Raw genomic sequence first — 13,527 nt, forward strand, 5'->3', positions numbered from 1 at the left:
GGGGGGATCAGGCCGCCGCCAGCGCTCCCGCGTACGGTCCGCCCACGCCCCAGGCCTGGTGCATCGCGTCGGCGAAGGCTCCGGCCAGTTTGTGCTCGCCGGTGGGGCCGGGGTGGGTGCCGTCGTAGGTGTCCGTGTGGATGTCGTAGCCCGCGGGGTGCGAGGCCAGCAGGATCGGGGACCCCGAGGCGTCCAGGTCGGCGACCGTCTTCGCGAGAAGTGTGTTGAAACGGTCGCACTCGGCGGCGAAGGGGGCGTCGGACTCCGCCCGGATGTTCGGGATGACGGGGAGCAGAACCAGCCTGATCCGCGGGTTGGCGGTGCGGGCCGCGGCGATGAACTCCCGGGCGTTCGCGGCCGTCTGCGTGCTGTCCGTGTAGAAGCCGAGGTCTATCAGTCCGAGCGAGACCAGCAGGACGTCGGGGCGGGCCGCCGTGACCGTGTCCGCGATGGCCGGGGCCATATGGAGCCAGCCCTCGCCCCATCCGGCCAGGTGCCGGCGGGCGGGCGCGGGGAAGGCCGGGTCGGCGTAGGCGTGGGAGAGCGGGGCGTCGGCCTCGGTGTCGTACAGCTCCGTACGCGGGCCGGTGATCGCGTACCCGCCGTCGCCGAGGGTCGCCTCGAGGTGCTGCCACATGCGGTAGCGCCAGGTGAAGTCGCCGGAACGCCCGATGGTCATGGAGTCGCCGACGAAGAGAAAACGCATGGCGACATCATGGCCGATCACCGCTCCGGCCTGCGACGTGACAGTGGACACTTGTGCCATGAGATCGCTGCTGACCGCCTCCGCCGCCGCCACCCTCCTGTTCCTGACGGGGGCGGTGCCCGCCGTCGCGGACGACGGGGACGGGGCGGACCGGACCTTCACGATCGAGGACTCCCGCATCACCGAGTCCAGCGGTCTCGCCGCCAGCCGGATCCACCCGGGGATCTACTGGACGCACAACGACAGCGACGACGGGCCGTACGTCTACGCAGTCGACTCCCGGACCGGGAAGACCGTGGCGACGATCACGATGAAGGGTGTGGGGGAGCCACGCGACGTGGAGGCGATCTCCGTCGGGCCCGACGGGAATCTGTACGTCGGTGACATCGGCGACAATCTCGACGGCTCCTGGGACCACGTCTGGATCTACCGCTTCCCCGAGCCGAAGCGGCTCGCGGACGCCACGGTCCGGGCGACGCAGTTCGACGTGACGTACGCGGACGGGGCGCGCAACGCCGAGGCGATGATGGTCCACCCCAAGACGGGCCGGGTGTACATCGCCTCGAAGAGGGAGGGAGGCGGCGCGCTCTACGAGGGCCCGGAGAAGCTGACCGCCGGCGGGGACAACGTCTTCCGGCGCGTGGGCGAGGTGCCGTGGGTGACGGACGGCGCGTTCTCGCCGGACGGCAAGGAGCTGGTGCTTCGCTCCTACTTCAGCGCCCGCCGCTACGCCTTCGAGAACGGCCGGCTCGGCGCCGACCACGCGGTGAGCGTGCCGCTCCAGGGGCAGTCCGAGTCGGTGACGTACACGGCGGACGGCTCGGCGATGATGTTCGGCTCCGAGGGGGAGCGGAGCGAAGTGGTGCGGGTCGAGGTGGAGGGCGGAGGCGGCGGCAAGGCCTCCCCGAACGGTGGGGGCGGCGGGACGTCCTCCGAGGACGGCGGGGAGGACGGCGTCTCGAAGAAGGGCACCGCTACGGGCGGCGCCGTGGCCGTCGTCGTCATCGTGCTGGCCCTGATCGCGGCGAAGCGCCGCCGGGGGTAGGGCGAGTCGTCCGGGTCACCCGGCGGGCCCTCGAAGAAGTGGTCCCGCAGTGGCAGAGTGGAAGACCGCCCCTGCCACTCCGGAGACAGATCTGTTTATGCGGCTGCTGCTCATTCGCCACGGTCAGACCCCATCCAACGTCAAGCGTCTGCTGGACACCGCAGAGCCAGGCCCCGCCCTGACCCCGCTGGGCCAGGAGCAGGCGGCGGCGCTCCCGGACGCGCTGGCGGCGGAGAGGATCGACGCCCTCTACGCCTCCACCCTGCTCCGGACCCAGCTCACCGCGGCACCCCTGGCGGCGCGGACGGGGCTGGAGGTCCGGGTGCGGGACGGGCTCCGGGAGTTGTCCGCCGGGGCCCTCGAGATGCGCGGGGACGACCAGGCCGTCGAGACCTACATGACCACAGCCTTCGCCTGGTCGGCGGGGGACACCGGGCTCCGTATGCCGGGCGGGGAGAACGGCGTGGAGGCGCTGCGGCGTTACGACGCCGTCGTCGAGGAGGCCGCGGCCACCGGGGCGGAGACCGTGGCCATGGTCAGCCATGGCGCCGCCATCCGCATGTGGGCGGCGGCCCGGGCCGAGAACATCGACGTCGGCTTCGCGTCCGCCCGCGCGCTGCGGAACACCGGTGTCGTCATCCTCTCCGGAGCTCCCGGCGAAGGCTGGCGGGTGCTGCACTGGGAAGACCTGGCAGTCGGCGGGGAGGACAGCGGCGACGAGGCGGCCGGCCCCGCTGGGGAGGCCGTCGACGGTACGGACGGCCGACCCTAGGGTCTTTCGTTCGGGCAGGCGGGACCTCGCGGACCTGGCATGGTGCTTGGTGTCAGCTGCTCCGGCACAGTTCCCGCTCGACGAGTGCCGTCATGGCCTTCTGGGTGCCCGGGCCGCCGTCACTGGTGACGGACACCACGGCGGTCCGGGACCCGTCCCGGGTGACGCCACTCCACGTGCGGCTGCCGAGCAGGTTGCCCGGGTGGCCGAAGTAGCTGCCGCCACAGGGCAACGGGAGTTCACCCAGGCCGAGTCCGTAGCTCGCGCCCAGCTCGGGCGCGGGCTCGGTGGCCGTCATCTCGTCGAGCTGCGCCGGAGCCAGCAGGCGGCCGCCGAGCAGTGCGGCGTAGAAGCGGTTCAGGTCGTGCGTGGTGCTGATGACCGAGCCGGAGCCGATGGCCATACTCGGATCGAGCACCGTGACGTCGATGGCGGTGTCGGTGCCGAACGCGGCGTAGGAATGGGCGTGCGGGCCCGGAACGAATGGGAAGGTGCCGGGCGTACCGGTGCCCTTCAGGCCCAGCGGGCGGATGATCCGCTCGTTCACCTCCCGGGCCCAACTCCGCCCGGTGACCTCGTGGACGATCATCGCCGCGAGAATGTAATTGGTGTTGGAGTACGACCAGTCGGTGCCGCTCGGAGTGAATTCGGGAGTGTGCCGCATCGCCAGCCCCACCAACTCCTCGGGCGTGTAGGTGCGGAACCGCTCGGTCCGGTAGCCGTCGGCGCTGTGCAACGCGGGGATCATCGGCTCGACGTCGGGGATGCCGCTCGTGTGCTGCAGGAGCTGCCGTACGGTGATGTGGCCGCCGTCGTTGCCGTTGCCCCGGACCACTCCCGGAAGCCATTCATCGACGGTGTCCTCCAGCGACATCCGTCCCTCGCCGACGAGTTGCAGCACGACCGTGGCGGTGAAGGTCTTGGTGGCGCTGCCGATCCGGAACCTGCCGTTCTGCGGCATCGGCCGCGTGGTGCCCCGCTGGGCCGTCCCGGCCCTCGCCCTTTCACGTGTGTGCGGTGACGTCACTTCGGCAAGCACGCCGACGGCTCCGGTGTCATGGATCGCGTCCACCTGCCGCTGGAGCGGATCGGCCTGCCGCGGCTTCGCCGTCGCCGGCCCGGTCGATGCGGTGAGGAGGGCAACGGCCAGGCTGGTCAGGGCCAGCAGGCCTCGCCGGCGCCTGTTCGACACATGCATGGTGATCCCTTTTCTGTTCGGGCTGCCCGTGCGTTCAGGGACCGCTCGGGCCGTTGCCGGAGCTGTTTCGTCCCCGGAGCCGGTGGTCGGCGACCATCCCACCAGCGGAGAGGGGATCGGCCCATCCGGCTTTCCCCCTGATGCGCGGACGCGCTGTCCTCAGGGCGTGCCGGGGGAAGGCCCCACGGCGGCCCCCTGAACCGCGGGGACAGCGGAGTGCCAGGCGTCGCGGGCCGGGCGGGACCTCGCGGGCATGGCCTATGGCTTCTCGTCGCCGAGGGACACGCGGGAAGGCGCTCCCGTCCCGGCGGCCAGTTGCTTCGCCCCGGCCAGATAGGCGCGTACCAGGGGGCGTTCGTCGTCGCGGCGGGCCGCCACCGCCAGTTCCGACGGGGTGATGCCCCGGACCGGCAGGCAGATGACGTGGTCACGGGCGATCAGCGGGGCGTTCCCGGACGCCAGCAGCGCCACGCCCTGCCCGTTGGCCACGGCCTCATGGGTCTCCTCTGCGCTGGCGATCACGCCCCCGATCACCGGCTCCCGGCCGCCACGGGCGTCCAGGGCCAGCCAGTGGTCCCGCATCGGTCCGGCGTCCGGAGGCAGGGCGAGGAAGGGCTCGTCCAGGAAGTCCGTGAAGTCGGCCATGCCCTCGGGGTCCTCGTACGCCCGCGCCGCGAGCGGGTGGTCGTCCGGCAGCGCGATCAGCCTCGGCTCACGGGCCACGACCACGCAGCGGTACCGCCCGGCATCAGGCAGCGGCAGCCAGACGAACGACACATCGCACGAACCGTCCGCCAACCCCGCGCTCGCGTCCGCCCAGTTGACCTGGCGCAGCACCGGGCGGACCGTGGGGAAGCGGGCGGTGAGGCGGGCCCGCAGGGCGGGCAGTAGGCCGCGGCCCGGGCTCGTGGACATACCGATGGTCAGTGTGGTCCGCTCGGCGGCCTTCGCCTCCTCCAGCGCCTGCTCCGCCGCCGTCCAGGCCGCCAGCACCGCGCGGGCGTGCGGCAGCAGGGCCTCGCCGGCCGCCGTGAGCCGGACCGTACGCCGGTCCCGGACGAAGAGGTCGGCGCCGGTCTGCTTCTCCAGCATCCGTATCTGCTTGCTCAGCGCGGGCTGCGACACGAAGAGCCTCTCGGCTGCCCGGGTGAAGCTCAACTCCTCGGCCACAGCGGTGAAGTAGCGGAGATCGCGCCCGTGGACGTCCATAACCCATGGCTATCACAGGAAGTCTTGGACGCGCCCCGGGGCCCGGGTGAAGGGTGGGACCTGTCGACGGGAACGGTCCCGGACGGCAGGCGACGAGGGAGACCATCATGAGCGCGAACGACGGCAAGGTGTGGCTGGTCACCGGGGCGAACAGCGGCTTCGGGCGCGCCGTCGCGGAGGCCGCGGTCGCCGCCGGCGACACCGTGATCGCCGCGGTCCGGCGGACCTCGGCGATGGACGACCTGGTCGCCGCCCACCCCGACCAGGTCGAGGCGATCGGCCTCGACATCACCGACGGCGAGCGGGTGGACGAGGTCGCCGCCGATGTCCTGGCCCGCTACGGCAGGGTGGACGTCCTGGTCAACAACGCCGGGCGCACCCAGGTCGGAGCGTTCGAGGAGACCACGGAGCGGGAGCTGCGGGACCTCTTCGACCTGCATGTCTTCGGTCCCGCCCGGCTGACCCGGGCTCTCCTGCCGAGCATGCGGGAGCGGCGCAGCGGGGCGGTGGTCATGATGAGCAGCATGGGAGGCCAGCTGTCCTTCCCCGGCTTCTCGGCCTACAGCGCCACCAAGGCCGCGCTGGAACAGCTCTCCGAGGGACTGGTCGACGAGGTGCGGCCCTTCGGTATCAAGGTGCTGATCGTGGAGCCGGGCGCCTTCAGGACCAACCTCTTCGGCAAGGGCGCGGCGTACTTCAGCGAGGAGACCGAGGCCTACGCCGGTACGGCCGGTGTGACCCGGCGGACCGTGGAGGCCGGTGGAGGTGACGCGCCGGGCGACCCGGCGAAGGCCGCGGCGGCGATCCGACTGGCGCTGGAGGCCGGGCAGACCCCTCTGCGGCTGCCGCTCGGCGGGGACGCGGTGGACGCCCTCGCCGGCCACCTGGACTCGGTGCGGGCGGAGCTGACCGAGTGGGAGAAGGTCTCCCGGGGCACGGACTTCGACGGCGCCTGACCCCCGCCCGCCGGATCGCCCGCCGCCGTGCCGCCGCGCCGTGCCGGCAGCGGCGCTCGGCGGCCCAGCCCGGTCCGCTCAGACGTCGTCGGTGAAGGGCCGCAGTTCGTAGTGGAGCGTGTGGTCGCGCTTCAGCCGGTGGGTGAGCGGGACGGCCACGCCCTGGAGCGCCGGGTACTTCCGGGAGAGCGTCCGGGCGGCGTGGGTGTTCTCCTTCGAGTCCTGCGGCAGGAGCCGCGCCCATGCCTTCACCGGCGGCCCTGTCGGCGCGCCCCGCACGGTGCACGGGGCGATCTCCACGACCGGGTGGTTACGCATCCGGTCGACCTTCCAGGCCGAGGAGAACGTACGGATGTAGGCGTGGTCCCCCTCGACAGCGATGCTGACGGGGGTCCTGGCAGCTGATCCGTCCGGCCTGCGGCTGCTGAGCAGGACGGTGTACTGCTTCACGAAGGGCTCGAGCTCACGGATCGTCTCCATGTATCCCATGGTGCATGAAAACGGCGCGATCCGGGCTTTTCGGTCACTGTTCCTCGCGCTGCCGGACCAGGGTCTCGAAGCCGTCGATGATGCGGCCGAGGCCGAACGCGAAGTGGTCGAAGTCGGAGGCGAACGCATCCTCCGACAGGGCCGCCATGTGCGGGTAGTCGCCGCTCAGCATGGCCCGCTCCAGGTAGGGGCGCTGGCCCTCCCAGAAGGCGGCGTCGTCCAGGCCCGTCTCCCGGGCGGCTTCCGCGGCGTGGCTCTCGGTGCGGGCGAGGCCCTCGACGAAGCTGTTGACCGTGATGATCACCCCGATCAGCTCGGGGTCGGTGAGCCCCATGCCCCGGAGGCCGGTGAGGGCCAGTTCGAGGCCGCGCAGAGCGCTCGGGCCGAGGACCGTACGCGCCTGGTTGATCTTGAGGAGCCACGGGTGGGCCCGGAGAGTCGCCAGATAGGTGCGGGCCATCACGTCGACGGCCACCCGCCACTCCCCGGGCACCTCCGAGGCGTCCACGGTGAGCGGTTCGCCCTGGACGCGGTCGAGCATCAGGTCGAGCAGTTCGGCCTTGCCGGGGACGTACCGGTAGAGCGTCATCGTGCCGGTGCCGAGCTCCGTGGCGAGGGAGCGCATCGAGAGGACGTCGAGACCCTCCGCGTCGGCGATCCCGATGGCCGTGGTGACGATCCGGTCGAGCGTGAGGCCGGGTTTGGGGCCGCGGCTGGGGCGCTCCCCGGTGCCCCACAGGAGCTCCAGGCTGCGACCGATGTCGCCGCTGCCGGTGGTCGTGCCCTCTGCCCGTCCGCTCTTCGCCATGGCCACAGGGTAAGCCCGTCGGCGCAAAACTGGGTACGGTGTACTCGTAATCGGGTACGGTGTACTCAGTTTCTCGGGGCCGGTCCCGGGAGTCGGAGAGGGGAGTGAGCCATGTCCGCATCCGGATATGCCGTGCTGGCCGAACGGGTGGTGAAGAGGTACGGGGCGGAGAAGGGGGCGGCGGAGAAGCACGCGCTCGACGGGTTCGACCTGGCGGTCCGCCCCGGGACCGTGCACGGGCTGCTCGGGCCGAACGGGGCGGGGAAGACCACCGCCGTACGGGTCCTCGCGACCCTGCTGCGGTTCGACGCCGGCCGGGCCGAGGTCGCGGGCCTGGACGTCGCGCGCGAACCGCGCCGCGTACGGAGCCGGATCGGGCTCGCCGGTCAGTACGCCGCCGTGGACGAGGTGCTCACCGGCAGGCAGAACCTGGAGATGTTCGGCCGCCTCTTCCACCTGGGCCGCGGAGGGGCCCGGCGGCGCGCCGGGGAACTGCTGGAGCGGTTCGACCTGGCCGACGCCGCGGGCAAGGGCGTCAAGGAGTACAGCGGCGGGATGCGGCGGCGGCTCGACCTGGCCGCCTCGATGATCCTGGCACCCACCGTGCTGTTCCTCGACGAGCCGACGACCGGGCTCGACCCCCGCGGCCGCGGCGAGGTCTGGGACGCCGTACGGGCGCTGGTGGCCGGCGGGACGACGGTGCTGCTGACCACGCAGTATCTCGACGAGGCCGACAAGCTCGCCTCGCGCATCACCGTCATCGACCGGGGGCGGGCCATCGCCGACGACAGTCCGGACGGGCTCAAGGACCGGGTCGGCGGTGACCGGATCGAGGTCGTCGCCGCCGAACCGGCCGACCTGCCCGCGGTGGCGAAGGCCGTGGACCGGGTGGCGGGCGGCGGGCTCGTGGTGACGGACGCGCCGGCCCGCCGTGTGCACGCCCAGGTCACCGACCGGGTGGCCGCGCTGACCGAGGTCGCGCGCGCCCTCCAGGACGAGGGGATCGCGGTGGAGGACATCGGGCTGCGCAGGCCGAGCCTGGACGACGTGTTCCTGCGCCTCACGGGACGCGGGGCGGAAGCCGCCGCGGGAATGGAGGTCGCGGCATGACCACCCTGGACCTGCACCCCACCAGCGGCCGCGAGCGGAGCCGCGCGTACTGGGCGCTCGCCGACTGCTGGAACGTCACCCGCCGCAGCCTCACCCACTACCAGCGGCAGCCTCTCGCGATCGTCTGGCAGCTCGGCTTCCCGATCATCTCCGTGCTGCTGTACGGCTATGTCTTCGGCAGCGCGATGAAGGTCCCCGGGGGCGGCGACTACCGGGAGTTCCTGATGCCCGGCATGTTCGCCACGACCATGACCATGGGCTTCATGGGCACCGCCATGGCCGTCGTCACCGACGCGGGCAAGGGCGTCATCGACCGCTTCCGGTCCATGCCCATGGCGCCGTCCGCCGTCGCGACCGGGCGCGGCGTCGCGGACCTCGTGGTGGCCTGCGCCGAACTGACGATCCTGGCCGCCACGGCGCTCGCGATCGGCTGGCGGGCCGGAGGCAGCCCGCTGGAGGCGGTGGCGGCCTTCGCGCTGCTCCTGCTGCTGAGGTTCAGCCTGATCTGGGTGGGCGTCTGGCTGGGGCTGCTCGTCCCGAACGCGGAGTCGGCGGGCGGGCTGTACGCCGTCGCGTTCCCCGTCACCATGATCTCCAGCGCCCTGGTCGCCCCCTCGCTGATGCCCGGATGGCTGGGCACGCTCGCCGCCTGGAACCCGGTCTCCTCCACGGTCACCGCCGCCCGGCAGCTGTTCGGCAACCCGGTGGCGAGCGGCGGCACCTGGGTCGAGGAACACGCCCTGCTGATGGCACTGGTGTGGCCCGTGGTGATCACGTCGGTGTTCCTGCCGCTCGCCGTACGCAGATTTCAGCGGCTCAGCCGCTGATCTTCGGCGGGACGCCGCGTAGGCTCCGCCCCATGCAGGTCAACGGGGCCCCCGAGCCCTTCTCCACCTCCCGTCTCGACGCGCTCCCGCTGGACGTCGCGCACGCGGAGGAGATGGCCGTGGTCCTCTTCGACCCCGCCCTGCACACCTACACGGGAGGCGTTCCGGAGGACGCCGACGCCCTGCGCGCCCGCTACGAGCGCCAGGGCGCCGGCTCGCCCGACCCCGCCGAACGCTGGTGGAACTGGGTGCTCCGGGTGCGTGCCGACGGATGCCTGGCCGGTTACGTCCAGGCCACCGTGCGCGGGGCACGGGCGGAGGTCGCCTGGGTGGTCGGGGCCCGGTGGCAGGGCAGGGGATACGCCAAGGAGGCGGCGGCCGGCCTGGTCGGGCACCTGCTGGGCCAGGGCTCCGTCCGTACCGTCGTCGCCCACATCCACCCCGGCCACGCGGCGTCGGCCGCCGTGGCCTCGGCCGCAGGGCTGCTGCCGACGGGTGAGTGGGAGGACGGCGAGGTGCGGTGGCGGCGGGACGTGTCCCGGGAGGCCGCGCCGGGCCGGGTGGCGGACGCCGGGCACGGCCCCTGATCACGACATGGCCGGAATTGTCTTATACCTTCGTAGAGCGCGGTGCGTGGACACCGCCACGGCTGCCGAGCAATCGACGGAGGCCCCGGGATGGGCGAACTGGGGAGGCTGGAGGCGCTGCGGCTCGCCGGGCTCACGGCGGCGGCCGACCCCGGCATGGACCGGTTCGCGCGACTGGTCGCCCGGTTCCTCCGCGTCCCCGTCTCCCTGGTCTCGCTGCTGGAGACCGACCGGCAGGTCTTCCCCGGCATGGTCGGACTCGCCGAACCCTGGGCAGAACGGCGCGAGACCCCCCTGAGCCACTCCTTCTGCCAGCACGTCGTCATGGACGGCCGGCCGCTGGTCCTGGAGGACACACGGGCACATCCGCGCACCTGCGCCAGTCTCGCCATCCCCGACCTCCAGGTGATCGCGTACGCCGGGATGCCGCTCACGGATGCCGACGGGCATGTCCTGGGATCGCTGTGCGCCATCGACCACGAGCCCCGGAAGTGGACCGAGGGCGAACTGCAGGACCTCGAGGACCTCACGGCCGCCTGCTCGGTGGAACTGCGCCTGCGGATCGCCTCCGAGCAGATCCGGCAGGACCGCGACCACGCCGATCTGCTGCTGCGCGCCTCCGTCGAGCTGGGCCACTCCCACGACCTCACGGACCTCACCCGGCGCCTGCGCCACGTGTTCGACGGCCCTTACGCGCCGTCCTTCGTGGGTCTGCTGCTCGCCGACCGCCGGGGGCTGTGGCGCGTGATCGACCCGGACGACGTGAAGCCCGTCGAGACAGCCATCGACCGCCTGGACATGGACGCCGGCTTCCCCAGCACGCGGGCCATGCGCGAACAGCGCACCGTCTTCGTCCCGGATCACGAGACCCTCGTGGCCGGCTTCAGTCCCGAGGCCGTCGCCGGGTACGACGCGCTGGGCATCCGCTCCGTGCTGTGCGTGCCGCTCCCGGGCGGCCGTGGTGTGCTGATGTGGTGCTGGCCCCGGCCCCACGTCCTGGCGGTGACGGAGGAGGCGGCCCTCACCGCGGTGGCAGGGTACGTGGGACAGGCGGTGGACCGCACCCTGTTCGTCGAGACCCGGCTCAGCACCGCCGAACAGCTCCAGGCCGCGATGCTGACCGACCTCCCGGACGTGCCGGGCCTGGACATGTCCGCCCTGTACCTGCCGGCCACCGACCAGGACATGGTGGGCGGCGACTGGTACGACGCCTACCTCCTGCCGCCGCTCCCGGACGCCCCGCAGCGCGCCCTGATGCTGTCCATCGGCGACATCATCGGACACGACGTCCAGGCCGCCGCCGTGATGGGGCAGATCCGCAGCATGCTGCGCATGGCCACCCTCGGACACCCCGCGCACTCACCCGCCGCCGCGCTGGACGCGGTCGACCGGGCCTTCGACGCGCTGCCGCTGGGCCCCGGCGCCACCGCGGTGCACGCCCGCCTCGACCCGGACGGCGGCCGGTGGCGTCTGACCTGGTCCAACGCAGGCCACCCACCGCCACTGCTCCGGACACCCGACGGCCGAGTCTCGGCCCTGGACGAACACGGCCTGCTCCTCCTCGGAGCCCCGGCCGGCCCCGCCCGCCACGACCACGCGCGTGAACTCCCCCGGGGCAGCGTGCTCCTGCTGTACACCGACGGGCTGGTGGAGCGCCGCGACAACGACATCGACGCGAGCATCGGCCAGGCGGCGTCCACCCTGGCGGCACACGGCGACGAGCCGCTCCCGCAGCTCCTGGAGGCGCTCTCCCACGGACTGGCGGACGCCCCTCAGCGGGACGACGTGGCCGTACTCGTCGTCCGCGTCACGGAGGGCGGGAGGTGACCGCTCAGGCGCGAGGGCGTCCGGCCCGCACCAACTCCGCCACGTCCAGCGCCACTTCGGCACCGATGGAGTCAGGGAGCGCGGCGGTCTGACCGGGGGCGTACACCTCGTGGTTGTCGTAGGTGCCGCCGGTGGGTTCGGTGAGGACGTGGAGGCGGCTGTGCTTGCGGTCGACGATCACATAGACCGGGATCTTGGCCTCGGCGTACGCGGTGACCTTGTTGCGCAGGTCGCTCTTGTAGTTCCCGGAGGTCACCTCCAGCACGAGGCGGAAGACGGCCGGGTCGTAGCAGTTGTTCTCGACCAGGTGCTCGTCGAAGTCGGCGTCGACGATGGCGAGGTCCGGGATGGCGTAGTCCTCGGGCCCGCCGGGCAGCCACAGGCCGATGGCCTGGAGGACCCTGGTCTCGTCGCCGTGGAGCCCTGCGGCAAGGAACGGGATCATGAGTGTGGTCAGCGCGTTGGCGTGCGGTCCGTCCGGGGGTGGGGCCACGGTGATGACGCCTCCGATGATCTCGACGCGATAACCCGGAAGCTGCTCCATGAGGTGGTTGGCCGTCACGAGCATCGGTTCCGGTTCATCGTCACAGGGGTGCTCGACTGCTGCTGCAGACATTGAGGGCCCTCCTGGAATGGCTGGTGTCGAGACCATCATCGTAGGGCGGGACGCCCCACTTCGTCCCGCAGGCGGTTCGTCACCTGGCTGAGTGAAGCAGAAACGGCCCCGCACACCGAGGTGTGCGGGGCCGTACCGTGTCCGGTGACCGTCAGAGCTTGTCGATCACGTAGTCGATGCAGGCGGTGAGCGCCTGGACGTCCGCCGGGTCGATCGCCGGGAACATCGCCACGCGCAGCTGGTTGCGGCCCAGCTTGCGGTACGGCTCCGTGTCGACGATGCCGTTGGCGCGGAGCACCTTGGCGACCGCCGCGGCGTCGATGCCGTCCTCGAAGTCGATCGTGCCGATGACCTGCGAGCGCTTCGCCGGGTCGGTGACGAACGGGGTGGCGTACTTGGACTCCTCGGCCCAGCCGTACAGGTGCTGCGAGGACGCGGCCGTGCGGCCGGTCGTGAAGTCCAGGCCGCCCTGGGTGTTCATCCACTTCAGCTGCTCGTTCAGCAGGAAGAGGGTGGCCAGCGCCGGGGTGTTGTACGTCTGGTTCTTCAGGGAGTTGTCGATCGCCGTGGGCAGCGAGAAGAACTCCGGGACGTGCCGGCCCGAGGCGTGGACGCGCGCGGCGCGGTCCAGGGCGGCGGGGGAGAACACGCCGATCCACAGGCCGCCGTCGGAGGCGAAGGACTTCTGCGGGGCGAAGTAGTAGACGTCCGTCTCGGTGATGTCGACCGGCAGGCCGCCCGCGCCGGAGGTGGCGTCCACCAGGACGAGGGAGCCCTCGTCGGCGCCCGCGACCCGCTTGACCGGGGCCGCGACACCGGTGGAGGTCTCGTTGTGGGTGAAGGCGTAGACGTCGACGCCCGCCTCGGCCTTCGGGTCCGGGTGGGTGCCCGGGTCCGAGGCGATGACGGTCGGGTCGGACAGCCACGGGGCGAGCTTGGCGGCCTTCGCGAACTTCGAGGAGAACTCGCCGAAGTTCAGGTGCTGGGACTTCGACTCGATCAGGCCGTGCGTCGCGACGTCCCAGAAGGCGGTGGAGCCGCCGTTGCCCAGGATCACCTCGTATCCCTCGGGGAGGGAGAAGAGGCTGCGCACGCCGTCACGCACCTCGCCGACCAGGTTCTTGACCGGGGCCTGGCGGTGAGACGTACCGAGAAGAGAGGTGCCGGTCGCGGCCAGCGCGTCGACCGCCTCCGTCCGCACCTTGGAGGGCCCGGCGCCGAAACGTCCGTCGGCGGGCTTGAGGTCTGCGGGAATCTGGATGTCAGCCACGATCCGGAGCGTAGTCCCTCCCGGAAGCGGTCGAGGACCGTGTCCGTCCGATGAGACACACGCTCCGGATCGTGGGCGCCCGGTGCGGCGGGGAACCGGGGCCGCTG

14 protein-coding genes are annotated in these 13,527 nt (G+C 72.0%); 7 read left to right on the forward strand and 7 right to left on the reverse strand.

The features are described 5' to 3' along the window. Positions 1 to 7 precede the first annotated feature (7 nt). Complete coding sequence (locus ACIQM3_RS01360; RefSeq protein WP_401617236.1) at positions 8 to 766, reverse strand: GDSL-type esterase/lipase family protein; 759 nt, start codon at positions 764 to 766, stop codon at positions 8 to 10. Here ACIQM3_RS01360 and ACIQM3_RS01365 point away from each other — a divergent pair. After that, positions 765 to 1,751: a WD40 repeat domain-containing protein gene (locus ACIQM3_RS01365; RefSeq protein WP_401617239.1), complete on the forward strand. Its 987-nt coding sequence runs from the start codon at positions 765 to 767 to the stop codon at positions 1,749 to 1,751. The two genes, ACIQM3_RS01360 and ACIQM3_RS01365, sit on opposite strands and share 2 nt — an antisense overlap. 97 nt (positions 1,752 to 1,848) lie before the next feature. Continuing rightward, the gene (locus ACIQM3_RS01370) at positions 1,849 to 2,523 is read left to right on the forward strand and encodes a histidine phosphatase family protein (protein ID WP_401617242.1); all 675 of its coding nucleotides are present in this window, start codon (positions 1,849 to 1,851) and stop codon (positions 2,521 to 2,523) included. A 52-nt stretch (positions 2,524 to 2,575) separates the two neighbouring features. Here ACIQM3_RS01370 and ACIQM3_RS01375 read toward each other — a convergent pair whose 3' ends face one another. After that, positions 2,576 to 3,721: a serine hydrolase domain-containing protein gene (locus tag ACIQM3_RS01375; RefSeq protein ID WP_401617245.1), complete on the reverse strand. Its 1,146-nt coding sequence runs from the start codon at positions 3,719 to 3,721 to the stop codon at positions 2,576 to 2,578. Positions 3,722 to 3,979: 258 nt separating this feature from the next. Continuing rightward, positions 3,980 to 4,930 (reverse strand): LysR family transcriptional regulator, encoded by a 951-nt coding sequence (locus tag ACIQM3_RS01380; protein ID WP_401617248.1) that lies wholly within the window; start codon positions 4,928 to 4,930, stop codon positions 3,980 to 3,982. A gap of 107 nt (positions 4,931 to 5,037) precedes the next feature. On the opposite strand from ACIQM3_RS01380, the gene ACIQM3_RS01385 reads away from it, so the two are divergent. Further along, positions 5,038 to 5,886 carry an SDR family NAD(P)-dependent oxidoreductase gene (locus ACIQM3_RS01385; protein ID WP_401617251.1) on the forward strand — a complete coding sequence of 283 codons (849 nt, stop codon included), beginning with the start codon at positions 5,038 to 5,040 and terminating at the stop codon, positions 5,884 to 5,886. 78 nt (positions 5,887 to 5,964) lie between these two features. Here ACIQM3_RS01385 and ACIQM3_RS01390 read toward each other — a convergent pair whose 3' ends face one another. Then, positions 5,965 to 6,366, reverse strand: a complete 402-nt coding sequence (locus ACIQM3_RS01390) for a PPOX class F420-dependent oxidoreductase (RefSeq protein ID WP_401617254.1) — start codon at positions 6,364 to 6,366, stop codon at positions 5,965 to 5,967. A gap of 43 nt (positions 6,367 to 6,409) precedes the next feature. After that, the gene (locus ACIQM3_RS01395) at positions 6,410 to 7,183 is read right to left on the reverse strand and encodes a TetR/AcrR family transcriptional regulator (protein ID WP_401617257.1); all 774 of its coding nucleotides are present in this window, start codon (positions 7,181 to 7,183) and stop codon (positions 6,410 to 6,412) included. A gap of 111 nt (positions 7,184 to 7,294) precedes the next feature. Here ACIQM3_RS01395 and ACIQM3_RS01400 point away from each other — a divergent pair, with 111 nt between their 5' ends. The 4 genes from ACIQM3_RS01400 to ACIQM3_RS01415 all read left to right on the forward strand — a co-directional run bounded on the left by ACIQM3_RS01400 (position 7,295) and on the right by ACIQM3_RS01415 (position 11,534). Further along, positions 7,295 to 8,293: an ATP-binding cassette domain-containing protein gene (locus tag ACIQM3_RS01400; protein WP_401617260.1), complete on the forward strand. Its 999-nt coding sequence runs from the start codon at positions 7,295 to 7,297 to the stop codon at positions 8,291 to 8,293. Continuing rightward, positions 8,290 to 9,120, forward strand: a complete 831-nt coding sequence (locus tag ACIQM3_RS01405; protein ID WP_401617263.1) for an ABC transporter permease — start codon at positions 8,290 to 8,292, stop codon at positions 9,118 to 9,120. Before ACIQM3_RS01400 ends, ACIQM3_RS01405 begins: the two co-directional genes overlap by 4 nt. Before the next feature lie 32 nt (positions 9,121 to 9,152). Further along, positions 9,153 to 9,707 carry a GNAT family N-acetyltransferase gene (locus ACIQM3_RS01410; RefSeq protein ID WP_401617267.1) on the forward strand — a complete coding sequence of 185 codons (555 nt, stop codon included), beginning with the start codon at positions 9,153 to 9,155 and terminating at the stop codon, positions 9,705 to 9,707. Between the two features lie 90 nt (positions 9,708 to 9,797). After that, complete coding sequence (locus tag ACIQM3_RS01415; protein ID WP_401617270.1) at positions 9,798 to 11,534, forward strand: GAF domain-containing SpoIIE family protein phosphatase; 1,737 nt, start codon at positions 9,798 to 9,800, stop codon at positions 11,532 to 11,534. A gap of 4 nt (positions 11,535 to 11,538) precedes the next feature. On the opposite strand, the gene ACIQM3_RS01420 is transcribed toward ACIQM3_RS01415, so the two are convergent. After that, on the reverse strand, positions 11,539 to 12,150 hold the full coding sequence (locus tag ACIQM3_RS01420) for a Uma2 family endonuclease (RefSeq protein ID WP_401617273.1): 612 nt from the start codon (positions 12,148 to 12,150) through the stop codon (positions 11,539 to 11,541). Positions 12,151 to 12,301: 151 nt separating this feature from the next. Beyond that, entirely contained in the window at positions 12,302 to 13,420 is a 1,119-nt protein-coding gene (serC, locus tag ACIQM3_RS01425) for a phosphoserine transaminase (RefSeq protein ID WP_362939070.1), read from the reverse strand. Between the last annotated feature and the right edge of the window lie 107 nt (positions 13,421 to 13,527).

Origin of the sequence: Streptomyces sp. NPDC091271 (genome assembly GCF_044757505.1) — a bacterium.
Taxonomy (GTDB): domain Bacteria; phylum Actinomycetota; class Actinomycetes; order Streptomycetales; family Streptomycetaceae; genus Streptomyces.

Coding starts and splice junctions, on each gene's coding strand:
- ACIQM3_RS01420 (WP_401617273.1), bottom strand. CDS start 12,150: ATGTCTGCAGCAGCAGTCGAGCACCCCTGTGACGATGAACCGGAACCG.
- ACIQM3_RS01410 (WP_401617267.1), top strand. CDS start 9,153: ATGCAGGTCAACGGGGCCCCCGAGCCCTTCTCCACCTCCCGTCTCGAC.
- ACIQM3_RS01380 (WP_401617248.1), bottom strand. CDS start 4,930: ATGGACGTCCACGGGCGCGATCTCCGCTACTTCACCGCTGTGGCCGAG.
- ACIQM3_RS01375 (WP_401617245.1), bottom strand. CDS start 3,721: ATGCATGTGTCGAACAGGCGCCGGCGAGGCCTGCTGGCCCTGACCAGC.
- ACIQM3_RS01405 (WP_401617263.1), top strand. CDS start 8,290: ATGACCACCCTGGACCTGCACCCCACCAGCGGCCGCGAGCGGAGCCGC.
- ACIQM3_RS01385 (WP_401617251.1), top strand. CDS start 5,038: ATGAGCGCGAACGACGGCAAGGTGTGGCTGGTCACCGGGGCGAACAGC.
- ACIQM3_RS01360 (WP_401617236.1), bottom strand. CDS start 766: ATGGCACAAGTGTCCACTGTCACGTCGCAGGCCGGAGCGGTGATCGGC.
- ACIQM3_RS01390 (WP_401617254.1), bottom strand. CDS start 6,366: ATGGAGACGATCCGTGAGCTCGAGCCCTTCGTGAAGCAGTACACCGTC.
- ACIQM3_RS01395 (WP_401617257.1), bottom strand. CDS start 7,183: ATGGCGAAGAGCGGACGGGCAGAGGGCACGACCACCGGCAGCGGCGAC.
- ACIQM3_RS01365 (WP_401617239.1), top strand. CDS start 765: ATGAGATCGCTGCTGACCGCCTCCGCCGCCGCCACCCTCCTGTTCCTG.
- ACIQM3_RS01370 (WP_401617242.1), top strand. CDS start 1,849: ATGCGGCTGCTGCTCATTCGCCACGGTCAGACCCCATCCAACGTCAAG.
- ACIQM3_RS01400 (WP_401617260.1), top strand. CDS start 7,295: ATGTCCGCATCCGGATATGCCGTGCTGGCCGAACGGGTGGTGAAGAGG.
- ACIQM3_RS01415 (WP_401617270.1), top strand. CDS start 9,798: ATGGGCGAACTGGGGAGGCTGGAGGCGCTGCGGCTCGCCGGGCTCACG.